This window comes from Paraburkholderia panacisoli, assembly GCF_008369935.1.
In the GTDB taxonomy this organism is placed as follows: Bacteria; Pseudomonadota; Gammaproteobacteria; order Burkholderiales; family Burkholderiaceae; genus Paraburkholderia; species Paraburkholderia panacisoli.
This window is the reverse complement of record NZ_VTUZ01000005.1, coordinates 178,742-203,426: the sequence shown is the minus strand read 5'-3', so window position 1 is coordinate 203,426 and position 24,685 is coordinate 178,742. Positions and strand designations below refer to the sequence as shown.

Genomic DNA, 24,685 nt, shown 5'->3' with positions numbered 1-24,685 from the left:
GTTGCCGCTTCCCGCTGACGGAACCGTATGTTTCGCTGAAATTTGGTTGTAAGTCGCCATTGCTACAGTCGTCCGACCGTTTGCCGACGCATGCCGGACAGTGTTGTTCGGACACCTAGACAGGGAGAGCGACACACCATGAATCCAGTTCGTGCGTTCTGGCTCGTTCTGACGCTGCTCGTCACGTCTCCGGCATGGGCATTTCAATCGCGCGTGGTTAGCATTCCGAGCGCGGCGATGCACAAGTCGTTCGACGCGACGGTCGTGCTGCCCGATCAATATACGTCTGGCAAGGGCGCTGAGCGTTACCCGGTTGTCTATCTGTTGCACGGCTCGGGCGGCGACTACACCGACTGGACCGCGAATTCGCCCATCGGCAAGCTGGCCGACCGCTATCACGTGATTCTCGTGATGCCCGACGGCGGTCGCGAGAGCTGGTACATCGACAGCCCGGTCGATCCGCGCAGCCGCTACGAGACCTACGTGGGCACGGAGGTGGTGGCCTACATCGATGAACACTTCCGCACGATTGCGGCGAAACAGGCACGCGCGATTACCGGCCTGAGCATGGGCGGCTTCGGCGCGCTGCACATCGCGCTGGACCGCCCGGATCAGTTTGGCGCGGCGGGCAGCATCAGCGGCGCGGTGGACCCGCGCGGCTGCGAGAACGAGCCCGGCATCGAACAGGTGTTCGGCGACCCGGCCCGCGACGCCGGCTTCTGGAACAGCGAGGCGATCGTCGAGAACGCGCGCAGTCTTGGCGACGCGCATATCGCGCTGACGATCGACTGCGGCGTGAACGACTCGCTGGTGCAGTCGAACCGCACGCTGCACGAGCGGCTCGTCGAACTCGGCGTGCCGCATGACTACGCCGAGCGGCCCGGCGGCCACACCTGGAAGTACTGGGCCAACGCGGTGCAGTATCAGGTGCTGTTCTTCGCCGGCGCGTTCAGGCACGCGCACGTGGCGAGCAACATGGCCAGCGGCATGACAGGCGCCGCGAGCTGAATCCGCCGCGCGCGGGCGCCGTTCAGTCGATGCCGTGAAACACCGCGTCGTCCGGGCCCAGATACGCGGGCGGACGCCATGCGGCATCGCGCATCGAATGCTGGACCAGCTTTTCGACACCCAGCAGCACCGCGAAAATCGCCATGCGCACCGGTATGCCGTTGTCGGTCTGGCGGAAGATCGCCAGCCGCGCATCGTGGTTCAGGTCCACGCTCAGATCGTTCGCGCCCGGCCGGCTGTCGCGCGGCAGCGGGTGCATGATCAGCGTGTCGGCGCCGCACACGCTGTCCACCAGCGCCTGATTGATCTGGAAGTCCGGCGTATAGCCTTCGAACGACTCGTCGGTGAAGCGCTCTTTCTGGATGCGTGTCGCGTACACCACGTCGGCGCCGCGCAGCCCGCTGGTCAGGTCGTGGGTCTGCTCGATCACGTGGCCGTTGCGCGAAATCTGCTCGACGATGTAGCCCGGCATTTCGAGCATCGGCGGCGAGATCAGCGTGAACTTGATGCCGCGGTACAACGCCAGCAGCTTCACCAGCGAGTGCACGGTGCGCCCGTATTTCAGGTCGCCGACCAGCGCGATATGCGCGCCGTCGACGATCTTGCCGAGCCGCGAGAATTCGCGCTGGATCGTGTACAGATCCAGCAGCGCCTGGCTCGGGTGCTCGCCGGGGCCGTCGCCGCCGTTGATCACCGGCACGTTGGTCGCGCGCGCGAATTCGGCCACCGAGCCTTGCTCCGGGTGGCGGATCACCAGCGCGTCCACGTAGCCGCTCATCACGCGGCTGGTGTCGTAGATCGACTCGCCCTTGGCCATCGACGAAAACGTGAAGCCGGTGGTGTCGCACACCGAGCCGCCCAGCCGGCAGAACGCCGCGCCGAAGCTCACGCGAGTGCGCGTGCTGGCCTCGAAAAACAGATTGCCGAGCACCGCGCCTTCGAGCACGCGGGAGATTTTGCGGCGCCGGGCGATCGGCTGCATGATGTCGGCCACCCGGAACAGCGCCTCCACCGAGTCGCGCGAGAACTGATCCACCGACAACAACTGCGGTTTGCCTTCGAACAGCATCTGGCTGGCGAGCGACTGTGAATCTACGCTTTGCGTATATTTTTCGGCAGGGTCGCCGTGTACGACTATCTCGGACACGAAGCGCTCGACGATCTCCGGCATGGCCCGCGATTCCTGCGAATCATCCGGCAGAAGCCACGTGTCGAGCGCCCGGCGCGACACGCCGATGCGGCTCACGAAGGTGTCGCGCGTCATGTTCAGGCGACGCATCGCATCGCGTAGGAAGGCTTGTTGCGGAACGCTCATGGGGGCACCTGTCGGAGAAGGATTAGGCGGGAAATGTACGCGGTGCGTATATTAGTTTCCTCGGCGCAGAAGTCAAGCGCTTTTTGCGAAGTGCTTTGCCAGCGGGCGCCGGACCCGGTTACACTGCGCCTCATGCACTCCGGCCCCACGCTCCGACTCCGCCCGTCGACCCTCGCTCGCCACGCTTTCGCGAGCGTCGCGCTGTCGCGCGCGGACGAGTCGCGCGTTCGCCTCGCCGCGAACCGCCCGAACGTCGGCGCCAAAGCCAAAAAACAGCCGCTCATCTGACCGGAGCACGCTGTTCCGTCGTCAGAAGATTCGCCATAGCGGCGAGCCTTTATGGGTAAGGCCTGCAGCGAATCGCTGTCTAATGCGTTGCTCAAGAAAGAGGCAACAACCGGCGCGGCTTTGCTGCCTATTGGACAGCACTTATTAGACAGGCAAGACCCTGTCTAATAGCCCAAGTCTTTGCGGCTATACTGTTCATTCATACAGTGTTCAGCGAGCGTCGCCATGGGCCTTTTCAACTCATCAACCACGGACCGACCATGCCGCCTCTGTGAACATTGGGGCGGCGACATTGCAGGTGGATCGCACGCACTTTGCGTGCAAGGCGGGCGCGAGTATGTCCAAGCGATGCCCGAGCGCGGTTGTGTTCATTGGGTGCGGGCGATCGGGGCGGATGACGAGGAAATACCCGACCGGATCCAGACGCGTGACTAGGCCCACTTCCTGCTGCTAACCTGCACCCACAGGAGACCGCCATGAACCAGAAAGACTTCGAGCAACACGTTTCGATGCTGCTACGGGACTTCCCGCCTGGAACGACGGCCGATCTTGACGATGGAATCGTGGCGTATTGGAACGGTAACGCGGTGGTCTATGCGTTCCTGTGTGAAGACGGCAGCGGGCTTGTGGTGGAAGAGTTTGATCTGAACGACTTCGTTTGGTCGGAGTTCGACGCGCAGTTCACGAAATGGTCGGCCGCTCCGAAATTCAGTGCGCGTGCGGAAGTTGCTGGCTGGCTGATGGATGCGCCGCCTTACGAAGCGGGGTAACAGCATGACCGATCGCCCCGATGACCCGGCAGACCAGCCGCCGCTAGTCCAGGCGCTGCTACTCGCCCGCTATACCCTTGTGATCCACAACGGCATGACCGTGACCAGCGAGGGCGAGTCGTGGAGGCTGGACTTCACGACGGAACTGGCGAAGATCGACGCGGCGCTGCAGAGCGCGGGGATAGATACGACAACGGAAATGCTCGCTCCTGTCAAGTGGACAGACGCCGACTGAGATGGACGCGTCAGATTTGATGCTGGCGACGCTTCGATCGCGCCCATTCTCCGACCCGGATTGGCTATTCGAATGGAAATATGACGGCTACCGCTGCCTCGTCCGCAAGACAGGCGATCACGTCGAACTGATATCGCGCATCGGCAACCCGCTGAACGTTTCGTTTACCGACATCGTGCAGGCGGTCGCTGCAGTTCCCGGCGACTTCGTATGGGACACGGAACTGGCGATCGGCAGTGGTCGCGGCAGCGAGTTTGGGTTGCTCCAGCAGCGGGCCAAAACCATCTCACCCAGAAACGTTCCTGCGGCTGTACGGCGATGCCCCGCGAGGCTTTACGTGTTTGACATGCTGGCAAACAGACGAGACTTGCGCGGGCTGCCGCTGATCGAGCGGAAACGCATCCTGCGAGACTCATTTGATGATACGGATGCGCTATCGTTTGTGAGCGGGATTATTGGCGATGGTGTGGCGGTGTTTGGGTTGGTTCAGACCCACGGCTTTGAGGGCATGGTGGCCAAGCGGCTGGCATCGCCCTACGTGCGCGGTCGGTCACGGGACTGGCTGAAGATAAAATGGGCGGGATACAGCAGGAAGGAGAAAGAATGAAAGTTTCTGAATTGTCTGGTCCGCTTCTCGATTTTTGGGTGGCGAGAGCGGAAGGGTACAAGTCAGTCGATGACGTGCCGTCGACGCTCACGGGCGAATGGTCCGATGGCAGCGGCACCAAGAACGATTGGGCACCATCGACCGATTGGGCGCAGGGTGGTCCGATCATCGCCAAAAATTTCGGCGTAATCCACGGCGTCAATCCAGTCGTCGACTCATGGCCTGATGGCGATGAGCTACTGCCGTTCCTGTTGCGGCTTTACGTGCAATTTGAGTGCGGCGAGGAAATAGAAGATTGGGATGCGCCGCAGACTGCGGGCTAGAGACGCGCCAGTCAGACTGGGCTAACGGGGATGGGTGATGACACGAGAACAGGTCGAAGCACTGCTGGCGAAGCTGACGCGATGGGATCTAGCTGGAGACTATGAGGGCGACCACAGCATGGTTCCCTGTGAACTCGACGGCGAATTCGTCAGGTTTGATGACGTGCGGGAAGCGTTGGAAGGGATTTTTCGCAAGGCAGCGGATGAGCTGGAGGCGGCGAACAGGCGCATCGCTGAGTTGGAAGTGCGAGCCGCTCAATCGGCCGCGCTGATCTCGAAGGCAGTCGCGATGATATCGCCGCCGAAGGAGGGGGCGTGACTGAAGCCGAATACCGCGAGAAGGTGCGTGAAGCGCTCGTTGAGGGGCTATTGAGTTTCAACGGAGCCGCCTACAACGAGGAAACAAAGCAGGCGATGATGGAGAAGGTGATCGAGGTGTGGCCGCCACGCGACCCCATTCAATGGGTCGAATCAGTCAGGATCGAGAATGGCGCATTTCACTACAAACTGACGCAGGAGGCGACAGAGTTGCTGAGAGCGCAAGGATTTGAAGAGGTAGAAGCGCCGCGCGAAGCGGGCTGAAGAGGGGTGCCGCCCAAGGCGCAATGCCTCGGACGGGATACAGCGAATGGGGCTGGAGTGGCGGGTGGCTTGTCCCGCTTGCGGTGCTTTCAACAACACTTACTCGGATTTCATCACCAGCGTATCAAGGCGCCTGTCTTCGCTGGATCGTTGTCAAACTCTCTACACTAGCTTTGTCCGGTACTCCGGGGCCGCGCCTACGACACTGCACTCGCTCAGTTATTCGGCTTGCGCCGACCTCGCTCTAGAATCTGGTTGCCAACCAGCGGTCACTCCAGTAGACAGTCTACCGCTTGTAATTGCGGTTTACAACGGTTGGGCTGTTAGGCCGGCACGCCAGCACCGACTATCGCCTGAAGCCGGTTCACAACCAGATTAATCGAGTGATCGCCCAACGATAGTCCGCCAGGCCATTTGCTCGTGTCGATCAACTGAAAGCCAGTCTGTTGCAGATGGGCCATCAAACCGGGCCTGTGCATCCATTCCCCTAGGCGTGGGTAGCCGAACCAGATATCCAGTCCGTTGCCAACGATCACCAGCCTCGCGAGCTCGCGCACATACTTCTGGTAGTAGGCCAGATTCGCGCCTTTGGGCGGCTCGAAGGCGTGGAGCTCGCCGATCTGCGCCGCAGGGATGAACATCGGCGTGTAGGCCGTTCTCCAACCGCCGAGGCTGTGACCACAGACATTGAAGACCGTTCCGGCCGGCGCAAGTTTCAGCGCCCACTCCCAGATCTGTTTGGCACTCTCGTACGCGCCGCGCGTGACCTTCGCACCATTGCCGACATCGACTGGCTCAAGTTGTACGTCATCAAACAGATCGCCAATCTTGCCCGCCGAGAAGCGTGTTCCCGAAATGCTGAGGCATGTTGCACCAGTCGAGTTAAGCGACAGCACGGCCTGGCTATCATTGTCCTTATACTGGCTGACGAACGTGTGGCCCAGGGACTCAAAGGCAACTTTCGCCTGCGTTGGGTCGATAATGTAGGCCGCTTGCGAGCACTTCGCCGCGGCGAGAACCTTGGAGAAGTCCATGTTATTGGCTCGCCGCAACCGGCGCCGAGGCGGCATTAGCGTTAGCGACCGCGGTCACAGTACCAACACCGAGTTCAGCAAGCAGGATCGCGCCTTGAATCTGCGCCTTCATGTTCTGGTTGAGCACATCATCAGGCGCAGCGCCGACGATCACGCTGACAGCCGGGAACACGGTTGCCACGAACTTGGCCGGCGTGTCCGTCGAGATAGTCGCGCCAACAGCGCACGATGCGTCGACGATCGGTTTGGCGTCGGCGATTTTCGTTTGAGCATCTGCCGGGATCAGCGCGGTCAGCGTCGGAGCGATCGTGAACGCTTGTTGAACCGATGGGCACACCGCGGCGACGAATTGAGCGGGAGTGAGCTTGACGGGTGCGTTCGATGCGCAGCCAGAAAACGCGAGCACGGCGAAGCCTGCCGCGAAAGCAGCATATTTGCGAAGCATGGTGGATCCTTAAGGGGCTAGTTTGATCGCCGCGGCAGCGGCATTGGAGACGGCGCCAGCGACGTTGCTGATGACAGCGCCTTGGGCTTGCGTGGGTGCAGTAGCGCCTATGGCAGTAGCGGAGTAATGGACGACGATCGATCCGTCGGCGGCTTTGTTGGCGTCGATGTTCAGAGAGCCTATGTCGCGCCAATCCATGGCCGAGAACTGGCAGCATTCCATCTTGCCGGTGTCGGGATCGAGGAAAGGGCGGACGCTAAACGTTGCAGAGCCCGCACAGCCGCCCAGCGAGAACAGCAGCGCGAGGGCTAGGGCTTTCATGCTGCGGGCGCTGCTGGTGCAGACTTGCCAATGCTGATAGGCAGGCTCAGAACGCCATGCCAGCCAGTGATGACCCCGATCATTGCGAACGCCGCGTCGCGCAGCATCGGGTCATTGATATGCAGGAAATCGCAGACAGCCAGGAAGACGAACAGCAGGCCGACCGAGACGGGTTTGATGAGATCGTTCACAGATGCTCCTTGTCCGATAACGGACGGTTCTTGAGGTATAATTGCTAAGGTGTCCAAAAAGGAAGAACAATCGTGAGCATTGAAGTTTTCGGAATCGTCTACAAAGCGACGAACCTGATTAACGGGAAGATCTATATCGGCCAGACCGCTCAAACCCTATCGAAGCGGCGCAAGGCTCACGAAAACTTGGCTGGCAAATCGACTGCCTACTTCCACCGAGCATTGGCAAAGTACGGATTTGAAAACTTCCATTGGGAAATGGTCGAGGCCTGTCAATCCAAAGACCACCGTTTTGAGCGTGAGATATTTTGGATTGAACACTTCGCATGCATGGCGCCCTTGGGTTACAACTCCGCAGAGGGCGGGAAGGGCGGCGCATACCTCGAAACGCACAAGCAGCGAATTTCTCTGGCCATGTCAGGTCGCAAACTTTCCGCTGAGACGCGCCAGAAACTCAGCGCTGCCCACAAGGGAAAGAAGCTTTCCTTAGATCACATCGCAGCACTCAGGTCGAAGATTGGCGAAAAAAACCATTTCTTCGGCAGGGCTCACTCAGAAGAAACGAGGAAGCGAATCGGTGAGAAAAGCAAGGGCCGCAACTGGGCAACTGGAATGAATGCCGGTTCATGGGCTGATGCTGATCGAGCCTTGATTCTGGAATGCTACTTCCGGAAAATGTCCAACAAGGACATGATCGCCTCCCACCTGGAGCGAACCGGCAGAAAGATTGGCATCAAAGCACTCATGCGCGTCTTCCGAGAACTCGGATTGCATATCTCGGAGACTCGCGGCAGGCGCGGCCTGATTGAGCGTCACGCCTTCATCGAAAGCAATAGCATCGAAGTTTTCTACGAGCGCCTTCGCTCGTTCACTCTTGTTGATGATTCTGAATCCGTTCCTTGTTCTCTGCTAACTTCTTCTTCCACGTCTCTGCATCCTCTTTGACGTTCGGGTTCCAGCCGCGGAAATTAGAAAGATGGCCTACAAAGAGGTGGCATGAGACGCCGCCCTTTCCTGATTCGCACAAGGTGACCAGGTTGTTCGGATCGAGCTCAAGATCGGGATGCAAATGGAATGGCCGGATATGGTGGACTTGCAACTTGTCCTTGCCGCCACAGACCACGCAAACGGGCTGCGACTTCAGGTGTTGCTCACGAACTGCGGGCCAGTGATTCGAGCGCGCAGAGGTAACCGGATGCTTGCCTTGGGCAGCATCGATGAGATGGCGAACGATGGGCATAAAAAAAGCCCGCTCGTGGCGGGCTCAGAAGGGAAGTGAAGGGGCCTAGCGACTGACGCCCTGTATTGCGATGCGTCGCGTAACGGTGCGGCCCTGGCTGGTTATGACGGTCACGTGGACGGAATAGGTCACGCCTACGCTGGGCGTACTGAGCCACCATGTCGCGATGCCGCCGCTCACCAGCGTGGCATTGCCATTGGGGTTGATCGTCAGGAGCCCGTCGCCGTCAGACTGCGATACGGTGGGCGTGCCGGCGATGGTTTCGCCGGGCTGAAGCCATGACGACCAGTTGATACCGAAGTCGAGGACTTCGAGCGGCCCCATCTGATATGTTGCGAGCGGGCCATTCCATTGGGCGGGGAGCATGATTGATTACTGGCCGTTCAGGCTGTAGCCGATCACCAAGGCCCCCGCTGCGACGTTGGGCGAGATGTTCGCAGTGATGTTCGTCGGCGTGCCGCTGGACTGGATGGCGAATTCCCAGCAGTTCCCCGACGTCGAGGCGTCCCACATACCCACGCCCACTACGAGGCCGAGCGAGGTCGTGACTTGAGCGAACGCAATCGCATTGTTGTTGCTGATCTGCCCACTCGTACCAGTTGATGCGACCGTCGTTCCTGCGCCTTGCGTGCCCGCCCAGTTGGCGAGCGACGAAGTGATGGCGACGCGCGCATAACCCGTTGCGGAGCCCTCTGGGATCGTGCCGGCTTGGAGCGCAGTCGTTTGCTCCGTCCATACCGCGGTGCCGTCCGTGACAGTCCCTCCTGCGGTCGTCGGCCATGCGGGCTCGCCCGATCCTGTGGTGCCGGCAGTCGTGCATTTGTACATGCGCCCATTGAGCGCGGCTGGCACGGTGTAGGCATTCAGCGCAACGGCGGTACTCCGCGGAGATTGCCCGGCAGAGGCGACGATCAGGCCGGCATAGCGCGTGGCCGGAAACGCGTTCGACTGACCGCGATACTCATTGTCGATCTTCTTGTTGATCTTGTATTGCGTGTCGAGCATCGCTCGCTCCTTATGCGGTGGCGATGCGGGACTGAGCCGCTACCGCCGAGATTCTGGATTCAGGTTGAACAGCCGTAGTGCGTATTTCATTAGGTACTGCTGTAGTGCGAATTTCACTTGCGACGCCTGCGACCCGCGATTCAGCCGGGACCGTCGCCACGTTTTCGGGAGTGCGGAAGGGATACACGCGAGTGCTGGAAGCCGTCGCGTTTAATGCGGAAACAGAGATGAGTGCTTGGGGCGTGCCGCCTGAGATGACGACGCCCGATACGGCGGCATTGAGCGCAATAGCAGAGACACGGCCATTTCCACTGATCGAAGGCGCCGCGAACGTCGCGTCATTGGCTGCGGCACTGATCTTCCCGGCGCCGCCGATGGCGAGCGTCCCGGCCACGCCATCAAGCGCGGCGAGTGCGACCGATGCGAGCCCGGCAACCGATACCGAGCCTGCCGTTGCGACGCGGGCGCTGACCTGAATCGACCCGGCACCGGGCGCCCAGATGGCCACGTTGGCCGAGGTTGCATTCAGGCCTGATGCAGTGATGCCAGCAGAGCCCCCGTCGAGGACACTGGCTGAGGTGACATCATTGGCCCCGGCACTTATCGCGCCCGAGCCGGATGAGGCCACAGACGCAGTGACAGCCTCGAGCGAAGTCGACGTGACGCCACCTAGACCAGAGACGGTCGCGTTGCCCGCGACGGCATCAAGCGCTGTTGTTGCAATCGCACCGCGGCCGACGACAGCGGTATTCGATGTGGTTGCGTCGAGAGCCGATGCCGATAGCGAAGTCGTTCCCGCAATGGCAACTGTCCCGCTTGACGCTTCGAGCGCGATGGCCGAAACGATGCTGGTGCCGCGAATGGCGACCGCACCGCTAACCGCATTGAGTGCAGTGATAGTGCCGAGGCTGATCGACCCGCCGACGAGCACCGCAGCAAAGACAGCATCAAACGCACTCGCTTGGGCCGGTCCACTGCCACCAATCGGCGCACTTCCGGTCGTAGCATCAAACCCGGATGACGTGACGGCCGATGGAATCGTGTACGTGATTCTGATTTGGGGCCCGCCCCCTGCGACCGGAGCTGCCGCACCGATGCCGTTACCACCAGCACCCGCCCCAGGTGAGCCAGCGGTCCCGCCCTGGCTTGAACTGCCTGCGCCGTTGCCACCGCCCCCGCCACTGCCTCCACTCGCGTTCGATGTTCCCGCACCGCCATTGCCGGTTGTGCCCGATCCCGCAGCACCGCCTGTTGCACCGCTAGAGCTTGCGCCACCAGCTCCAGGCGTTGTTGAGGTTGCAGCACCGCCGACTGTACCGGCGCCTGATGGCCCCGGTGCACCACCCCCGCCGCCGCCATGTTGACCCGTAGTGTTCGCCGCACCGCCGGCCACACCGGGGAGCTTGGTCGTGCCAACCGCACCAGTTATCGATGCGCCCGCGCCACCAGTGGTCGAGCCGCCTGCGACGTCAACCGTGCCGTTCGCGCCGACCAGGGAGGTGGCGAGACTGGTGCCACCGAAGTAGGACGCAGCGCCCGAGGTCGTGCCCAGCACATAGGCAGTGGTCGAACCGGAGAGCGTGACGTTCGCCGCGGACGAGTAACCACCCGTGCCAGCGCCAGCCGTCGCGGACGTGCTGCTCGTGCCGGTGTTACCGCCACGGCCCCAGACCTCTACCAGATCGGCCTTGGTGACACCGGCAGGGTTCGTCCACGAGCTGCCTGTCGTAAGGACAACAACAACTTGTGTCATGGATCGAAGCCCTAGACGGCTAGGAAGTGTTTATGCGTGAGACGAATAAACGGCGAATATTCGTGTGGCGAATAATTTATGAGACAAACAAAGCGCGCTCGGCTTCGCGACGCTTCACGAGTCCGGGCATGACCTTTCCTGCGGCTTGAGTCCACCGAGGAAACTGGTCTGCCGCCGCGGCGAAGCTGCCCGCATTGACGAGGCGGAGCAGGGTGGACGATCGGAAATTGCCCGCGCCGACATTGAAGACAAAATCAACGAGTGCATCAAACTGGTTCTGGTTGAGATAGACATGAACCAGCGAGTTGACGATCTGGGCGGAGCGGGCAATGTCATAGTCAAGCCATGCGTCGGCCTTGGCCTGCGTGATGGTCATCCCCGGCTTCACGTCTGAACCTGTATGGCCATAGCCACAGGTGAACGGAGAGCCACCGCTTGCCGGATCAGGGTAGGCCGTCAATGAACAGCCCTCCATTGATTTGGTAAGCGCTACGCCAGCGGGGGAGACCTGCATGCTCATGACTCACTCCTTTCGATGCTTCCTGCGTTGACGCCAGAACTTGTCGCGGACAAAGACGATGATCTGAAGCAGCGTGTAGACCGCCGTCAGAAGAAGAACCCAGTCCGCCAGCGGAATGCCAAGCAGCGTGGCACTTGCCACCGAGACAGGAGGAAGCGCCTTCGCGGCGCTGGCTACGATGTCGCTGCGCGCGAGGTCTGCGGCTTGGTCGCCGATGGTCATGGATGCCCCGGAAATGAAAAAGCCGCTCGATGGCGGCTGTTGGTTTGGTCTGGACGTAAAAAGCCGCCTCGGTGGGCGGCTTGTGGGTCGGCTAGAAATCTAGCCGTCTACTTATGCTTAAGCGCATGTCGTAATCGGGCTTCTATCGCGTCTAACGATGCCTCGCCTATCTCGACGGTGGGCGCATCAAATGAGCGCTCCAGACGCTCAAGTATCTCGCCATTGAGCGATCGGTTTGTCTCTGTCGTGGCCGCTTCTAGTCGGTCCTTTAGCTCTTGGGGCATTCGGATATTCACCTGCGGGTCTGACCGAGCCATAAAAATTTCTCCTGAGAGATGCTTGACATGTACTAGTACGGTGCTACTATATCACCGTGGTAGCACAAATCATAGCACGGAGAAACCTAGATGAATTCATTGAGCGCCGAGCACATCGCAGGACTAGCCCAGTCGGTCAAGAAGACTTGCGGCGTATATGTCTTGATGAGAGCCGGAGAAATCGTGTACGTGGGGCAGTCGATCAATTGCAATCTTCGCATCGGCAGTCATCTGAATGATGCAGGGAAGATGTTCGATTCGTACTTCGTTATTGAGTGCCCAGAAGACAATCTCAACGAAGTCGAGGCAAGGTACATAGCCAAGTTCGGTCCCAAGCACAACGTGATCATGCCGCTAGGTGGGGGTGATGATCGCGTCCGGTCAATGTATCGAATCCCAAAGGATGTCGACGATTGGCTGCAAGACAAGGCCACTCGGAATGGAACTTCGAAGAACATCGAGCTTGTCGCCGCCCTGCGGAAACTCCGCGAAATCGAAGGACAAAAAGAAAAGGCCCCGAACGCGTGATCTTGGCGGATTACGTTCAGGGCCTGTGTCGCAACCAAAACGAAGGAAACAACGTGTCGAATCTTATCAGTATTTCAAGCAGCAACATCGGTGGCCAAACCGTTCAATCCGCCGATGCGCGTGAGTTGTATGCATTCCTTGGTATCTCGCGAGACTTCAACCAGTGGATGCGCGACCAGATCAAACGCGCCCGTCTCGTTGAGGGCCGGGACTACCTTTCCTACGAACAGGTAGAAAACCTTTCTGGAGGTCGCCCGCGCAAGGAATACACGCTGACCATCGACGCATCAAAGCACATTGCGATGATGAGCGGCAGCGACAAGGGCTTCGAGGTCCGCGACTACTTCCTTGAGTGCGAGCGCCGAGCTAAATCGGCACACACCGAAAAATCACCCGCTACATTGTCCGAGATCCGCGACGCCGCTCAGTTGTTCCCGTCATTCTTCGGGGTCGCCACTTTGATCGGCTGCGACAAGCAGGCCGCCGCGATCAGCGCAAACCAGGCAGTGCAGGCTGTCTCAGGAACCAACGTACTCCAGCTCATGGGCCAAACGCACATCACCGCGGCCAATCAGGAATCGAAGTACTACACGCCAACCGAACTCGGCAAGCAGATCGGTACGTCGGCGCGCGGCATGAACCTGCTTCTCGCTGAATCCGGCTTCCAGATGAAGCGCGGCGAGCACTGGGAAGTGACGGACGCCGGCAAGGACTTCGCGCGGATCTACGACACCGGCAAGAAGCACGGAAGCGGCGTTCCAATCCAGCAGATCAAGTGGTCGGCGGAAGTGATTCCGGCATTGGGAAAAGACGCAGCTTAAAACAGGAGCGCCCCGCATCGGCGGCAACCGAGCGAGGCGCTGTTTGACCCGAAACCCCAACTCTCACGTAAGGGAAGCGAATCATGTTCAAGCATATCACGGCCACAGCCGTGGGGATTGCGCTCGTCTGCGCGCTGACCGCATGTGGCGGCGGTGGCGGCGACTCGGCCCCAAGTGCTGCGCCATCCACGCAAGCGGCCGGCAACCCATGCCTCATCAGCGATCCCGCGGCCAAGCCGACCTGCATCGTCGACGCGTCAGTCCTCAATCGTTCGGTGGTCAACTATGGCGACGACACCCGAATCAAGGCGGTCATAGCCAAGGCCCAATCAGGCCAGCCCATCACCATTGCGGCGATTGGCGGAAGCGTTACCCAAGGCGCATGGTGCACCCAGCCGCAGTTCTGCTATGTCAACCGCGTATTCGGCTGGTGGCAGGCGACGTTCCCGCAGTCAAAGATGACACTGATCAATGCCGGCATCGGCCAGACCGATTCGACCTTCGGCGCGCAGCGGGTCCAGAACGACGTGCTGAAATACAACCCCGACTTCGTGATCGTCGATTTCGACGTGAACGACCAGTGGGACAGCAACAGCACAGCGAGCTATCGCGACCTCGTGCAGCAGATCCTGAATGCACCGTCACATCCGGCCGTCGTGATGCTCGCCGTGATGGACCGCTCAGGGCACAACGCGCAGGACTGGCACGTCCCGGTCGAGCAGGAATTCAACCTGCCGTATGTCAGTTTGAAGAATGCGCTTCTGCCCGAGGAAGCGGCGGGTCAGCTTAATGCAATCGACATAACTCAAGATCCGATTCACCCGAATGACTTGGGGCATCAGATCTTGGGTGAGCTTGTGGCTTACAGGCTGCAATCGGCGATGCATTAGCGGCGCCTTGCGTAAAAAAGCCGCCGAAAGGCGGCTGGTTGTCGATCTTCGCGTTAGGTTTTCGCGCGGGGCAATTCATTCAGGGGCCGCTCGCTCGATAGGGGCGCGCGACTCAAGCCGGCGAATAAGCCGAGACCCGAAGCGGATTCCACGCTGCTCTACGAGCCGGTATTGAGCATACGACAGCCCGGCGACGACAAAAGTGCCGATCGCATAACAAACGAAGAGGCCGTATTGATGCATACCAGAATGGACGATAACCCACGCGAATACCGCAGCCATCAGGTTGAACACCGTCGCGTGCGTAAGGTAAAACGAATAGCTGATGTCACCCATGAAATTTGTTACCCGGTTCGCAACGAACCGGCCGCCGACTTGCGACAGACCGAAGGCGATCGATGCCCATGACAGCGCTTGCTGATAGTCGAGCGGAAGGAGTGGTTCGGATGGGCTCCGGTAGGCAATCGCCATGTACCAAAAGACGCCCGAACCGAGCGCAATGCATCCAGCATAGCGCTTTGCTTCCTGGCTCCATCGGCGCGCGCTCACATATAGGTGATAGACGCAGATGCCAAGGATGAAGATCGGCAGGCGAGACAGAAACCCAAACATCCAGAACGGGCCGGGAACGGCGTGCATTGCTGATTCCCACCAGATGCCCACGAGTCCCGTCACGGCAAGCGCAAGGAATGCCCTCCCGAAGTCACTCAGAGCTCGGAAAATCCACGGGAAAAGTACATAGAAGACCATCTCGACGCCCAAGGTCCACGCTGCCCAAGGAATGCCCTCAACGGTCGACGGCGAGAAGTTGAACAAGAATGTCGCATTCAGAAGGACATCCTTCTCGCTGTGAATGGTGCCGTAAACTAAATAATCTCGGACGCACCCAAGAACGATCCAGATATAGAAGAGTGGCGCGATCCGAAAAAAACGCCTCATGAGGAAGTTTCGGATCGGCGCATTCTCTTCAGCGCGCGAGGCCGTCGACATGCATAGCGTGAATGCGCTGATGACAAAGAACAAGCTCACCGCCGACATTCCCGCATCCGAAAACGGCTGGAACCACGATGGAATTAGGAGCCCAGCGAGATGCGGGAGGTGAAATAATGCGACATAGCATGCCGCCAGCCCCCTCAATGCGCTCACAAAATCCAACTTTTCCTGCTTCATGGCATCCAACCTCCGATCGAATGGAGGTGAATGCTACACGGAATTTAGTCCTGGCGACGCGCAAAAATTGATCTGGTCTATCTTGTCTGCGCGTATCCGCTGCGCCAGAAAGTCGGCGCAGCCCAAGGGTCAATGGCGACGTCGAGCGTAAAGGTTACCGTTGCAAGTCGCAGTGCTCGCACCGAATGAAGCCTGACCTACTACGTATACAGTTGTCGGACTAGATACATTGACTATCTGCATCGGGACAGAAAGAGTCTGTATTTGACCGGTCGCAAATGTCGCGACAATGTCCGCATAGTTACCTAGCGATGGAAGGGTGGCCGATGTCGTGCTGATACCACCATACAGAGCCGCCACAGTAGTAGTCCCCGCAGGAACAAGGGTAACCGTACCCCACACGTCCCAATCCCCCGCCGTGAGAGACTTGCTCGCGCAGTTGGCGGGCGTATTCGTTGTAAGAGACGTGCCGGTGGTGTTTGCCGGTTGATACTCGCCGATGTTCCCCGCCGTTGCTGCTACGCCGTTCGTCACGCCGTTCAGACCTTGCGGAATGGCTACGCCGGTCGAAGTCCCCCACATTTCCGCTTTAACCGCGTTGGTATTGTCAAGCCATCGAAGGGACTGCCCCGTTCCCATCTCGATAGCAACACCACCACCACCAGCGCCGACGCTCGTGTCCAGGCCGCTATTCGTGCCGGCGAAGAAAATGATCCCCTTGCGGAATTTCGCGTTCTGCCCGTCACCTATATAGATGGCCGCTGTGGCATTGTTGAGAGTGTTGTAATACGCGCCCGCCGTGATGCCAAGGCCGAATGTCGTGCCTCCTACGACGCCTCCATTTGGCGTGGCGTCAACTACCGACCCGAAGTTGCTGACGTCCAACTGATTGAGCGAGATACCCGTTACGCCCGACGCACGCATCACAACGCCACACAAGCCACACGCGATCGGATTGCCTGTGCCCGTGTCATCGTTCAAGGCGAAGAAATAACTGCCCGCGCCCCCGCTCGCGCCACCTGTCCACGTGCGATAGTCGCTGGTGCGAGAAGCCGCCACAATTGCATTGACGCCGATTTGGCTGGTGACTGCAATCGATGCAAAAGGCATTGCTGCGGGGAGCCAGGATGAAACCCAGGAGGATGTCGTTTGATTGTTGCCCGTGATCAGATCAAGGCTGCTGAGAGCTTCAGTCCCGACTTGCATGCGATTGAATTTCGCCGCAACGCCCGTCCCCGCATTGCCGAAGTATGTCGGATAGAAGAACGTACCAGGGCTGCCATTTACTGGGGTCGATCCACCAATCGTCAACGAATTACCAGCGCTGTTATTGGTTACGGTGCCGGTGAACGTCGGCGATCCCGACAATGCGGGCCCACCCGAACCCGTTGCGGCATTGCTGAGGCCGGTTGCTACGCCCGTTCCCAGTCCGGAGACGCCAGTCGCGATTGGCAAGCCTATGCCGTTCGTGAGCGTAACCGCCGAAGGTGTGCCGAGTGCGGGACTCGTCAGCGTCGGCGATGTGGCAAGCACGGGCGAGCCCGAACCGGTGACGCCATTGGCCAGGCCAGTCGCAACACCAGACCCGAGGCCAGATACACCCGTCGAGATAGGCAGGCCCGTGCCGTGGGTCAGCGTCACCGCGGACGGCGTGCCGAGATTGGGCGTCGTGAATGTGGGAGAGTTCGACAGCACGACCGAGCCAGTACCCGTGGACGTCGTCGCGCCCGTGCCGCCATTGGCCGGGGTGAGCGGATTCTGGAGAACGAGACTGCCGAAAGTCGGCGCCGGATAGGACTGAGCCGACGCAACTAGCGGCGCGATCACCAATAAAAAAGCCGCCTCGAAGGCGGCCAGCTTGATCAGGAATTTGTTCATGACTTGGAGAGGACTCCACCGTTGTTCCACAGAACGCCAGCCGATGCCGGCAATGTCGTCGGTAGGCTGTTGAACCACGCGAGATACAGCGTGCCGAATGTGGATGTCGAGATGCCGGTAATAGCGCTGCCGACGAAGGCAGTCGTGGCAAGTGCAGTCGATGAATTGCCCGCCGTCTGAGTGACGCCAGTCGTCCCAGTCGGCAGGGAAGGCGTACCGGTGAACACCGGCGACGCCAACGGCGCGTAAGTCGAAGCTGCGCTAGCAGTCGTCAGATAGCCCGTGATCGATGCGCCACTCGGAATCGTCACGGTGCCAGTGAACGTCGGGCTTGCCAGAGGCGCGGAGCCGGTATTGCATGTGAATCCCGTGCCGCTAGTCCATTGCAGAGCACTCGTCGCACTGCTACAGCTCGGCACGGCAAACGCAGTCGGCGATGCGGCCGAGCCCGTTGCGTTCGCAATCACCGTATTGGCCGCCTGAGTCGCATGGTCGGCCAGAGTCACTAGGCCGGTTGCTGTGAAGCTGCCGGTAACGGTTGGGCTTGCGATGGTCGGAGAGGTCGAGAGAACCGAACCACCTGAACCGGTGACGGCCGCGCCCAGAGACGTAGCGACGCCGGCTCCTAGTCCCGTCAGTCCCGCTACTGGAAGGCCGGTCCCGTTCGTCAGCACAACGGCAGATGGCGTACCCAGAGCGGGGCTAACAAGTGTCGGCGAGTTCGACAGAACCGCCGATCCTGTGCCGGTCACGCTCGACGTACCCGTGCCGCCGCTCGAGGAGGGCAGCGGGGTTTGCAGCGTGATGCTATTGAACGTCGGCGAGGGGTAGGTCTGGGCGAGCGCCATCGCCGGCACCAGAAGGGCCGTCAGAAGTATTTTCTTCATGGATTTTTAACTGATGGAGACTACGCCCGCGTCATTCCAGACGACGCCAGCAGTGGAGGGCTTTTCGGTCGGCAGGCCAGTGGCCCACGCGGTGGAACTGGACGATCCGAGCAGCGAGGCCAGTTCGGATAGAGGCATTGAACATTCCGCCCAGTTGCCGTTTTGTAGCTGCTTGATCGTGACGAGTTCAGCGCCCGTCAGAGGTTGGGGGAGGCCGTGGATCATGGGAGAGTGGCAGTCGCTTCCGGCAATGAGCCAGAGTTAGTCAGAATGATTTCTTGCAGGTCAGCGACGTAGGACGCGACCGCCGAGGCGAATGCCTGAAACTCAGCCACACTCGGAAAGGTGACAACCGAACCATTAGCCTGTGACCACGACATCGTTCCGCTACTGCCTGGGAATTTGCCGTTCACCGTGACGTAAAGCTGCGTGGCGGTGATGTTCTGCTGGGCAGTCGAGTTGACCGAATAGACGCCATCCAGCGCGGGTGTGCCGGTCGAAGTGATGGTGAGGCCGGCGGACAGTGCGCCCTGAGCTTGCTGGGCGAGGCTGGGGGTCGACACCACGACCGGCAACGTCGTTAGAGTGCCGTTGACAACACCCCATTCCGGGCCGATTTGGACCCACTGCGCTGGCGTGACGGCGAGAGCGGCCTGCCCATTCGGGACAGAGGGAGATGGACGCACCGCATCATCGTACATACCGGTGATGGCACCGGTTGTTACGTCGTAATAGACCTTCTGGGTCATCAGAGCACCGCCAATACGTCAATGTTGATCGAGGCACTGTTTGCGTTAAATACGGTCGCCGAGGTGTTGCTAAACGAGGAAAACCATATCGCGCTAGGAGTGGCCGAAGGAGGGGTGACAACCGTTGCGAAGAGCTGCGGAGGCGAGGCGAAAGCCAAAGGGAAAGTCCATATTGCTGAGCTATTCCCATTTGCCTGCAAGCTGAAGCGGGAAAGCTGCATGCCACCCGGAAAGACGTAATAGGCGCCGTTGCCGTTGAAACCGGAGATGAACTGGGCGAGATTGACAGCATGGCCCGGCGAAACCGGCGCCCCTACCTGAAGCGCGTCAACAACGACGTTCGCCCCATTCCCACGCAGCTCCGTCTTTCCGCCTTGCGACAACGTGACAGCGACTCCGCCGCTAGTTAGCGCGGTGACCGGGAAAGAACCAGCGGTGAAATTGAGGACCGTCCATTGCTGGACAAGAGCCGGGAAAGTCAACGCGACCGGCGCAGTAAGCGTGCCAGTCAGAACGATAATCGGCTTCGAGTACTGGGCCGCGGACAGCGTGACGTTCGCATTAGTTAGCGCAATCGCGGTCGACGTCGAGAAGAACATCGGCAACCAATTCGCACCACCGGTATCGGGGTTCGAAGTGTTGTTGTCAGCAGTCGACCGCCAGAAGCCAGTCCCGTCTGCGCTCTGCAAAATCGCGCCATTGGGATAGCCGCCGATGGCTGTCGAGAAAGTCGAGTTGTAGATCGGTTGACCGCCAACCTGTTGCCATTGAACGCCAGCAGTTGTCTGGTACAAAATGCCGTTTGTGTCCTGCCCGAATGGCGGCACGCCGCCTGCGGCCACCGGAGAAAAGCATTTGGGCGGATAGCCGTCGTGCAAACTTGCTGCACCATCGGTGATTCCGATCTGCGAGGCAGCCGGGATCGTCCTTATGAAACCGGCGCCGGCCGCATTGGCAAACGGCGCGACAAAGGCTGCGGGTGATTGGGAGGCTTGCATAAACTCTCAATAGGTTCAGGCGACGGACAGAACGCCACCGTTATTCCAGAGCTGCCCATTGGCGAGGCCGGACAGACTGATAGGAAGATTTGCGCCGCCCAGTGCGAGCAGCACTGACGCAGAGGTTGTCGCGAGATAGACGGGAGGTGCGGCCGGGTTAGGTGTCGTCGTTCCGGCTACGCAGACGACGCCGCCATTGCTATAAAGCGCGCCAGCAGAAAGACCCGAGGGTGACGTAGGCCAGCCTACAATCCCGGCGCCCAACGTGACGACTCCGCCATCGTTCACCAGGCCAATCTGGATGATGGTGACCTGTACGCCAGCGGGTCTGGGAAGTACTCCAGATTGAGCGACAATCGCGAACTGAACTGGACTTAGCTGAAATTCGAACGTGTACGTCATGGTCATGTTCTGACCATCGGTACACCAGCATGCCCCAGAGCTCCCGAACAGGATCATCAGGATCTGATTGATGCTCGGGATAGACCCGTTCGTGATGTTGGCTGCCGCCTTCGCGAGAATGAGCGTTCGAAACGCATCGTCCGTCAGCGCGTAATTACCTGTGGTGGCGGTGCCGTTATAGAAGGGCGCTACGTTGAACGGTGTATCGACCGCACCGTCTCCGGCCTCTTCGAAGCCGAGCCATGCGCCAGACGAGACCTGGAGGACGCGTGAAACTCCGACCACCCGACCCCAGACGTCCAGCCCATATCCGGATGCCGTCTCTATATTCCAAACATTTTCATAGAAGGCGTCAATATTGGCGCGCGGATCGACAGCATCATTGAAGCTTTCGATCAGGGATAAGATCGTCGGTGAATTCGCGAACTGCGACAGTATGGTCTGCTCGTAGTTCTGCATATCACACCAACGTCAGAATCACATTCGCCGCGGCAAACGTCGGCTCCTGATTGATGTTCATGGTGACGTCGTTCTGATTCGGAACAACGCCATACATCGTTTCGCTGGCTACCGTCTGCGCGATGCTTACCGTCCACGAGGTTCCGCTACCGGCCGTGATCTGCGTACCCGAGACGATCGCCCCCGCAGCGTCAGCGATATATTGACCAACAGCCAGCGCGCCCGATGCGACGCTCGAGACGGTGAGAGTGTTGCCCGAGATGGAACCCGTGAAGGTCGCGGAAGGGTTGTTCCCGCAGCCGATCTGCACGGAGATGATTTGCGCCCACGACCCCAGCAATGCGATGCCGGCGTAGAACCGGCTCGCGAAAATCATGGAACCGAGGCGCGGCACAATCCCGCCATCTTCACCCGAGAATGCGTTGTCGATCGCGCCTTGAATCTGAGTCAGCGCGGTTGACGGAACGGCCGAACTGTTCTTCAGCGTGACCGCGATGAAGATCGGCGTGTTGACCGCGGCCTGGAACTTCACTGAATAGCTAGGTGGCGTCGAATACTGCGGATTCGGGTCGGTGACCGTGGCCGTCGTATTGCCGGTATAGGCGCAGCCGGGCGGTTTTTTCGTCCAGATGGCCTGCGCTACCGCGAGATTCGTATAGCTGCCCGCCACGCAGACATACAGGCTATTCGCGCCAAGCGTCACGCCGCCGATCGTCGTAGGGCTTCCAGTAGGGTTGTCGAGCACGTACGCATCGACCACGCCGGAAACATTCAGCACGTTACCGAGGATCGAGTCGAGCATGCCGATGCTGTTCATCGCCACGCTTTGCTGCCGGCGTAGTTCGAACGCGGTGCGGCTTTCGACGTTGCGCCCGATTACGCCCGAGATGCACGTAACCGAATCCCAGCCGGAGATAGCCTGGTAGATCGAGACGCTATTGCTCGACGGAACGGCGATCGGGCCGTTTGTCATGCAGGCGAAGGAAAGCGTGATCGATCCGCTTGCGGGGATCGTGCCCGCGGTCGTGCAGGCGTAGAGGTTTCCGCTTGCATCCTGGATCTGCGCGCCAACGGGGATGTTGACGTTAAGGCCACCAGAGCACGAGATTTGCAGCGTGGTCGGGAGTGCGGCGAGGCGCGTGAGGAAGTACAGGCGCCCGATGCCGTCTTGCATCCGGCCAGATGCGAATGCCGGGTCGACTCCGTTTGCGAGCGCCAAGAATTGTGCGTTCGCATCTCCCACAATCGCGGCCTCGGACATCGCTAACTGGCCCTGAGGAGTCGTCAGCGACTGATCGAGCACACCCCCGAAGGCAGTATTGATATCGAGTTGCGCGCCCGCGAGAATTGCCGACTCAGCCGGCGCTACGAAGCCTGTCGCCGTAAATTGCGGTGCGGGGATATTCGTCGGCATTGGATAGACGCAAAAAAGCCCGCACGCGGCGGGCTTGGTTGTTTGGGGTGATGCCTAGAAGCTGGCGGCTGAGACGTTGCCGTTGGCGTCTGTGACTTGCACCTGGCCAGAAAGCTGGCGGTTCACCACGGATGTAATGAAAACTTGCGCGCTCGTTACGCCAGTCACCGTTTCCGCGGCAGCGACGAGATCGGCCTTGACGACGGCTAGTGACGGGAAATGGCCGAGAATATCGGACCAGTATGGAACGCCGATCGTCGTGTCGTAGTACACCTCGCCAAGAAACGTGCGGATCGCGGTCGCGGCGTTTTGCGCAAGCGCATAGGGATCGGCGCAGACGGCGATCGAGCCCGACGCATCCACCGCCAAATCCCAAGTCGCCGGGTCGAGATATAGAGAGTCCATCAGTTTGGAGGTCCGGTATTGCCGCCCTGCGGATCGGGGTGCGTATGATTTTTGAGGCTCTTGCCGCCACCAATCACATCTGTAGTGACGGTCAACGTGCCACCCATCGAGGCGTTGCCTGCATTCGATCCTTGACCCTGCTCAATCGGGCCATTCAGGATGATGTTCGGCGAGTTGATCGCGCACTGCGTTGACGCGTCGATGTTCACGGTCGGGGCGGTGATCGTCACCGCAGTGGGCGACGTAATCGCCACACCGCTTGCGCTGAAGGCAATGTACTGGCTCGGCGTCCCGTTAAGGATTCCACCCATATAGACCGCATCCGCCATTGAGAACTGACGCTTGCTGCCGGGATTCGCCTGGCCCTTGTTCGCCTTCACGCTCGAGATGTCGCGATCAGCAAAGCCAGCGAAGCCGATGTCTCCGACTTGCGGGTCAATAATGATCGCGTTCGCGCCGCCCTGAAGCCTGAAGTACGGCACGTTGTAAATCGGGCCGTGCGGCGTGGCGTTGCCATAGCCGTCAAGCTGATTAACGAGCGGTTGCAGCGTCAGGAAACCAACCGGAGCGACACCGCCATTGTTCGTGACGGCGAGCACCTTGCACGGCTGCATCGTCCGCACACGCGCGAGGATCGACCAGACAAGGAACGTGTTGGCGTTGAAGTCGGAGCCGTTGTCGGTTGGCCCTGCGTTCCCGAGATATCCGATTTCAGCCAATTTGCGGAACCCCGAGAATATGCGTGAACCACTGGCCTTCCGGCACCATGCTTTCGAGCGAATGCGAAATCTGCGTGGCTACGTATATGCCATTGGCCGGCTTGATCGAGCTTTGCACCTGGAACTGACCACCGATCTTGATCGACGGGTTGAACATCGTCGTTACCATCAGGCCGTTACTTGAGAAAGTCGGATATCCGACCATGCCGGTCTCAACCGAAACGACCGGGATGGCAGGCAGGCTGCGAGAGCCATTTTTCGGCCAGATTTCAAGGGCGCCGTTCTCGATCGTGATGTTGCAATCTGCCGCCTGCGCACACTCTCGGATCTGCGCGAGTGCAGTGCCGGGGAAGTATGGATTCGACAGTTGCACGGAAACACCATGATTGACGAACGACAGACCGGCCAGCGAGGCTAGGGACTGCATGATCGTTTCGACATCGGCCGATCCGGTGTAGCTCGTCGCCGCAACAGGTTTGAGCGAGGCCGCCAGTCCACCCACTGCGGAGATGTTCAGCGCCGATTCGGGGATCTGGTTGTAGTCGGCCCAAGCCTGCCAGATGCTCCCGCTATAGACGGTCGTCAACGTTTTCCCGCTATCGCCCGCCGCGATGAGCACGGAGTTCTGAAACAGCACCGCCGAGTTGATCGGGCCGATGGCAGTCAACTGGTTCATCATGCTCGCCGGCAAGCCGTAGACGAGCAACTGAACCTGCGGCATCGCATCGCCGCCGAACTGCTGGATCTCGGCCCTGACTCTCAGGCCGCTGAGGGTGACCGTGTTCGCACCAGTGTCCCCGAATTGACCTTGACCGAGGCTGATCGTGATCTGGAGTTGTTTCTCGGTAAAGGCCATATCAGCCCTGCAGATCCGTTGCGCTAAGGTAGCAAAATAGGTATCGCGTACCCAAGCCGGGGGAGGATGGATCGAGCCCGGTGCTCGGCGGCGTCGTGGTGCCTTGAGTATCCAGAAACATGACGTCGCCAACGAATCCGAGGTACGAATCTCGCACGATCCGAACGAGGTTCCTGCACCGAACTCCGGTGATGATCGGGGCGTTGTTCACGTACACGTCGCAGTACAGATCGTCGCTGCTCTTCTGGTAGAGATTGAACTGGCAGTTCTGCCCACCCAGCAAGGACGTTACCTGCTGCGAGTACGTGTCATTGATGGGGATGATCTGCATGG

The 24,685-nt window shown here is 59.8% G+C and carries 35 protein-coding genes; 11 read left to right on the top strand and 24 right to left on the bottom strand.

Features of this window, described 5'->3' with window-relative positions:
* The first annotated feature begins 138 nt into the window (after nt 1-138).
* Nucleotides 139-1,008 carry an alpha/beta hydrolase gene (locus tag FVF58_RS09760; RefSeq protein ID WP_149669696.1) on the top strand — a complete coding sequence of 290 codons (870 nt, stop codon included), beginning with the start codon at nt 139-141 and terminating at the stop codon, nt 1,006-1,008.
* A 22-nt stretch (nt 1,009-1,030) separates the two neighbouring features.
* On the opposite strand, the gene FVF58_RS09755 is transcribed toward FVF58_RS09760, so the two are convergent.
* Nucleotides 1,031-2,323 carry an aspartate carbamoyltransferase gene (locus tag FVF58_RS09755; protein WP_149669695.1) on the bottom strand — a complete coding sequence of 431 codons (1,293 nt, stop codon included), beginning with the start codon at nt 2,321-2,323 and terminating at the stop codon, nt 1,031-1,033.
* A gap of 764 nt (nt 2,324-3,087) precedes the next feature.
* Here FVF58_RS09755 and FVF58_RS09750 point away from each other — a divergent pair.
* The 6 genes from FVF58_RS09750 to FVF58_RS09725 are packed head-to-tail and all read left to right on the top strand — an operon-like array spanning nt 3,088 to nt 5,128.
* Nucleotides 3,088-3,381 carry a hypothetical protein gene (locus FVF58_RS09750; RefSeq protein ID WP_149669694.1) on the top strand — a complete coding sequence of 98 codons (294 nt, stop codon included), beginning with the start codon at nt 3,088-3,090 and terminating at the stop codon, nt 3,379-3,381.
* Nucleotides 3,382-3,385: 4 nt separating this feature from the next.
* Entirely contained in the window at nt 3,386-3,616 is a 231-nt protein-coding gene (locus FVF58_RS09745; RefSeq protein WP_149669693.1) for a hypothetical protein, read from the top strand.
* Between the two features lies 1 nt (nt 3,617).
* Nucleotides 3,618-4,223 (top strand): ATP-dependent DNA ligase, encoded by a 606-nt coding sequence (locus tag FVF58_RS09740; protein ID WP_246216997.1) that lies wholly within the window; start codon nt 3,618-3,620, stop codon nt 4,221-4,223.
* Nucleotides 4,220-4,546 (top strand): phage protein NinX family protein, encoded by a 327-nt coding sequence (locus FVF58_RS09735; protein ID WP_188130771.1) that lies wholly within the window; start codon nt 4,220-4,222, stop codon nt 4,544-4,546. The genes FVF58_RS09740 and FVF58_RS09735 overlap by 4 nt, the downstream gene beginning before the upstream one ends.
* 37 nt (nt 4,547-4,583) lie before the next feature.
* Nucleotides 4,584-4,865: a hypothetical protein gene (locus tag FVF58_RS09730; RefSeq protein WP_149669691.1), complete on the top strand. Its 282-nt coding sequence runs from the start codon at nt 4,584-4,586 to the stop codon at nt 4,863-4,865.
* Nucleotides 4,862-5,128, top strand: a complete 267-nt coding sequence (locus FVF58_RS09725) for a hypothetical protein (protein ID WP_149669690.1) — start codon at nt 4,862-4,864, stop codon at nt 5,126-5,128. Before FVF58_RS09730 ends, FVF58_RS09725 begins: the two co-directional genes overlap by 4 nt.
* Nucleotides 5,129-5,451: 323 nt before the next feature.
* On the opposite strand, the gene FVF58_RS09720 is transcribed toward FVF58_RS09725, so the two are convergent.
* Genes FVF58_RS09720 through FVF58_RS09705 form a run of 4 tightly spaced genes read right to left on the bottom strand, consistent with a single transcriptional unit; the run spans nt 5,452 to nt 7,119 of the window.
* Nucleotides 5,452-6,162, bottom strand: coding sequence for an alpha/beta hydrolase family protein (locus FVF58_RS09720; protein WP_149669689.1), 711 nt, complete (start codon nt 6,160-6,162; stop codon nt 5,452-5,454).
* Between the two features lies 1 nt (nt 6,163).
* Nucleotides 6,164-6,607 (bottom strand): hypothetical protein, encoded by a 444-nt coding sequence (locus tag FVF58_RS09715; RefSeq protein WP_149669688.1) that lies wholly within the window; start codon nt 6,605-6,607, stop codon nt 6,164-6,166.
* A 9-nt stretch (nt 6,608-6,616) separates the two neighbouring features.
* On the bottom strand, nt 6,617-6,928 hold the full coding sequence (locus tag FVF58_RS09710; protein ID WP_149669687.1) for a hypothetical protein: 312 nt from the start codon (nt 6,926-6,928) through the stop codon (nt 6,617-6,619).
* Complete coding sequence (locus FVF58_RS09705; protein ID WP_149669686.1) at nt 6,925-7,119, bottom strand: hypothetical protein; 195 nt, start codon at nt 7,117-7,119, stop codon at nt 6,925-6,927. Before FVF58_RS09705 ends, FVF58_RS09710 begins: the two co-directional genes overlap by 4 nt.
* A gap of 72 nt (nt 7,120-7,191) precedes the next feature.
* Here FVF58_RS09705 and FVF58_RS09700 point away from each other — a divergent pair, with 72 nt between their 5' ends.
* Nucleotides 7,192-8,064 carry an NUMOD3 domain-containing DNA-binding protein gene (locus FVF58_RS09700; protein ID WP_188130770.1) on the top strand — a complete coding sequence of 291 codons (873 nt, stop codon included), beginning with the start codon at nt 7,192-7,194 and terminating at the stop codon, nt 8,062-8,064.
* On the opposite strand, the gene FVF58_RS09695 is transcribed toward FVF58_RS09700, so the two are convergent.
* From FVF58_RS09695 to FVF58_RS54685, 7 genes are all read right to left on the bottom strand, one after another.
* Nucleotides 7,988-8,359, bottom strand: a complete 372-nt coding sequence (locus tag FVF58_RS09695) for an HNH endonuclease (protein WP_149669684.1) — start codon at nt 8,357-8,359, stop codon at nt 7,988-7,990. The genes FVF58_RS09700 and FVF58_RS09695 overlap by 77 nt on opposite strands.
* Nucleotides 8,360-8,404: 45 nt before the next feature.
* Entirely contained in the window at nt 8,405-8,725 is a 321-nt protein-coding gene (locus tag FVF58_RS09690; RefSeq protein ID WP_149669683.1) for a phage fiber-tail adaptor protein, read from the bottom strand.
* Between the two features lie 6 nt (nt 8,726-8,731).
* Nucleotides 8,732-9,364: a phage tail fiber protein gene (locus tag FVF58_RS09685; RefSeq protein WP_149669682.1), complete on the bottom strand. Its 633-nt coding sequence runs from the start codon at nt 9,362-9,364 to the stop codon at nt 8,732-8,734.
* Nucleotides 9,365-9,374: 10 nt separating this feature from the next.
* A complete protein-coding gene (locus FVF58_RS09680) occupies nt 9,375-10,295 on the bottom strand; it encodes a hypothetical protein (RefSeq protein ID WP_149669681.1) in 921 nt (306 codons plus the stop codon).
* An 898-nt stretch (nt 10,296-11,193) separates the two neighbouring features.
* Complete coding sequence (locus tag FVF58_RS09675) at nt 11,194-11,637, bottom strand: lysozyme (protein ID WP_223191139.1); 444 nt, start codon at nt 11,635-11,637, stop codon at nt 11,194-11,196.
* Nucleotides 11,638-11,640: 3 nt separating this feature from the next.
* A complete protein-coding gene (locus FVF58_RS09670; RefSeq protein ID WP_149669680.1) occupies nt 11,641-11,859 on the bottom strand; it encodes a holin in 219 nt (72 codons plus the stop codon).
* 107 nt (nt 11,860-11,966) lie between these two features.
* On the bottom strand, nt 11,967-12,176 hold the full coding sequence (locus FVF58_RS54685; RefSeq protein ID WP_149669679.1) for an Arc family DNA-binding protein: 210 nt from the start codon (nt 12,174-12,176) through the stop codon (nt 11,967-11,969).
* A gap of 90 nt (nt 12,177-12,266) precedes the next feature.
* On the opposite strand from FVF58_RS54685, the gene FVF58_RS09660 reads away from it, so the two are divergent.
* The 3 genes from FVF58_RS09660 to FVF58_RS09650 all read left to right on the top strand — a co-directional run bounded on the left by FVF58_RS09660 (nt 12,267) and on the right by FVF58_RS09650 (nt 14,415).
* Nucleotides 12,267-12,704: a GIY-YIG nuclease family protein gene (locus tag FVF58_RS09660; RefSeq protein ID WP_149669678.1), complete on the top strand. Its 438-nt coding sequence runs from the start codon at nt 12,267-12,269 to the stop codon at nt 12,702-12,704.
* Nucleotides 12,705-12,757: 53 nt separating this feature from the next.
* Nucleotides 12,758-13,525 (top strand): antA/AntB antirepressor family protein, encoded by a 768-nt coding sequence (locus tag FVF58_RS09655; RefSeq protein WP_188130769.1) that lies wholly within the window; start codon nt 12,758-12,760, stop codon nt 13,523-13,525.
* Nucleotides 13,526-13,608: 83 nt separating this feature from the next.
* Nucleotides 13,609-14,415 (top strand): SGNH/GDSL hydrolase family protein, encoded by an 807-nt coding sequence (locus FVF58_RS09650; RefSeq protein ID WP_149669676.1) that lies wholly within the window; start codon nt 13,609-13,611, stop codon nt 14,413-14,415.
* A gap of 75 nt (nt 14,416-14,490) precedes the next feature.
* Here the strand turns inward: FVF58_RS09650 and FVF58_RS09645 are convergent, their stop codons facing one another.
* The 12 genes from FVF58_RS09645 to FVF58_RS55185 all read right to left on the bottom strand — a co-directional run bounded on the left by FVF58_RS09645 (nt 14,491) and on the right by FVF58_RS55185 (nt 24,683).
* A complete protein-coding gene (locus FVF58_RS09645; protein ID WP_149669675.1) occupies nt 14,491-15,585 on the bottom strand; it encodes an acyltransferase family protein in 1,095 nt (364 codons plus the stop codon).
* A 129-nt stretch (nt 15,586-15,714) separates the two neighbouring features.
* On the bottom strand, nt 15,715-17,463 hold the full coding sequence (locus FVF58_RS09640) for an autotransporter outer membrane beta-barrel domain-containing protein (RefSeq protein WP_149669674.1): 1,749 nt from the start codon (nt 17,461-17,463) through the stop codon (nt 15,715-15,717).
* A complete protein-coding gene (locus tag FVF58_RS09635) occupies nt 17,460-18,350 on the bottom strand; it encodes a RodZ family helix-turn-helix domain-containing protein (RefSeq protein ID WP_149669673.1) in 891 nt (296 codons plus the stop codon). Before FVF58_RS09635 ends, FVF58_RS09640 begins: the two co-directional genes overlap by 4 nt.
* Nucleotides 18,351-18,356: 6 nt before the next feature.
* On the bottom strand, nt 18,357-18,488 hold the full coding sequence (locus FVF58_RS54135; RefSeq protein ID WP_281291169.1) for a hypothetical protein: 132 nt from the start codon (nt 18,486-18,488) through the stop codon (nt 18,357-18,359).
* An 83-nt stretch (nt 18,489-18,571) separates the two neighbouring features.
* Nucleotides 18,572-19,099, bottom strand: coding sequence for a DUF4376 domain-containing protein (locus tag FVF58_RS09630; RefSeq protein ID WP_149669672.1), 528 nt, complete (start codon nt 19,097-19,099; stop codon nt 18,572-18,574).
* Nucleotides 19,099-20,097 (bottom strand): hypothetical protein, encoded by a 999-nt coding sequence (locus FVF58_RS09625; protein WP_149669671.1) that lies wholly within the window; start codon nt 20,095-20,097, stop codon nt 19,099-19,101. The genes FVF58_RS09630 and FVF58_RS09625 overlap by 1 nt, the downstream gene beginning before the upstream one ends.
* A gap of 15 nt (nt 20,098-20,112) precedes the next feature.
* Nucleotides 20,113-20,958 carry a DUF2612 domain-containing protein gene (locus tag FVF58_RS09620; protein ID WP_149669670.1) on the bottom strand — a complete coding sequence of 282 codons (846 nt, stop codon included), beginning with the start codon at nt 20,956-20,958 and terminating at the stop codon, nt 20,113-20,115.
* 1 nt (nt 20,959) lies between these two features.
* Nucleotides 20,960-22,372: a baseplate J/gp47 family protein gene (locus FVF58_RS09615; RefSeq protein WP_149669669.1), complete on the bottom strand. Its 1,413-nt coding sequence runs from the start codon at nt 22,370-22,372 to the stop codon at nt 20,960-20,962.
* A gap of 54 nt (nt 22,373-22,426) precedes the next feature.
* On the bottom strand, nt 22,427-22,777 hold the full coding sequence (locus FVF58_RS09610; RefSeq protein WP_149669668.1) for a contractile injection system sheath initiator: 351 nt from the start codon (nt 22,775-22,777) through the stop codon (nt 22,427-22,429).
* On the bottom strand, nt 22,777-23,376 hold the full coding sequence (locus tag FVF58_RS09605; RefSeq protein WP_246216996.1) for an oxidoreductase: 600 nt from the start codon (nt 23,374-23,376) through the stop codon (nt 22,777-22,779). Before FVF58_RS09605 ends, FVF58_RS09610 begins: the two co-directional genes overlap by 1 nt.
* Before the next feature lie 112 nt (nt 23,377-23,488).
* Nucleotides 23,489-24,352, bottom strand: a complete 864-nt coding sequence (locus tag FVF58_RS09600) for a baseplate hub protein (RefSeq protein WP_149669666.1) — start codon at nt 24,350-24,352, stop codon at nt 23,489-23,491.
* 1 nt (nt 24,353) lies between these two features.
* The gene (locus FVF58_RS55185; RefSeq protein WP_149669665.1) at nt 24,354-24,683 is read right to left on the bottom strand and encodes a phage baseplate plug family protein; all 330 of its coding nucleotides are present in this window, start codon (nt 24,681-24,683) and stop codon (nt 24,354-24,356) included.
* Nucleotides 24,684-24,685: the final 2 nt, after the last annotated feature.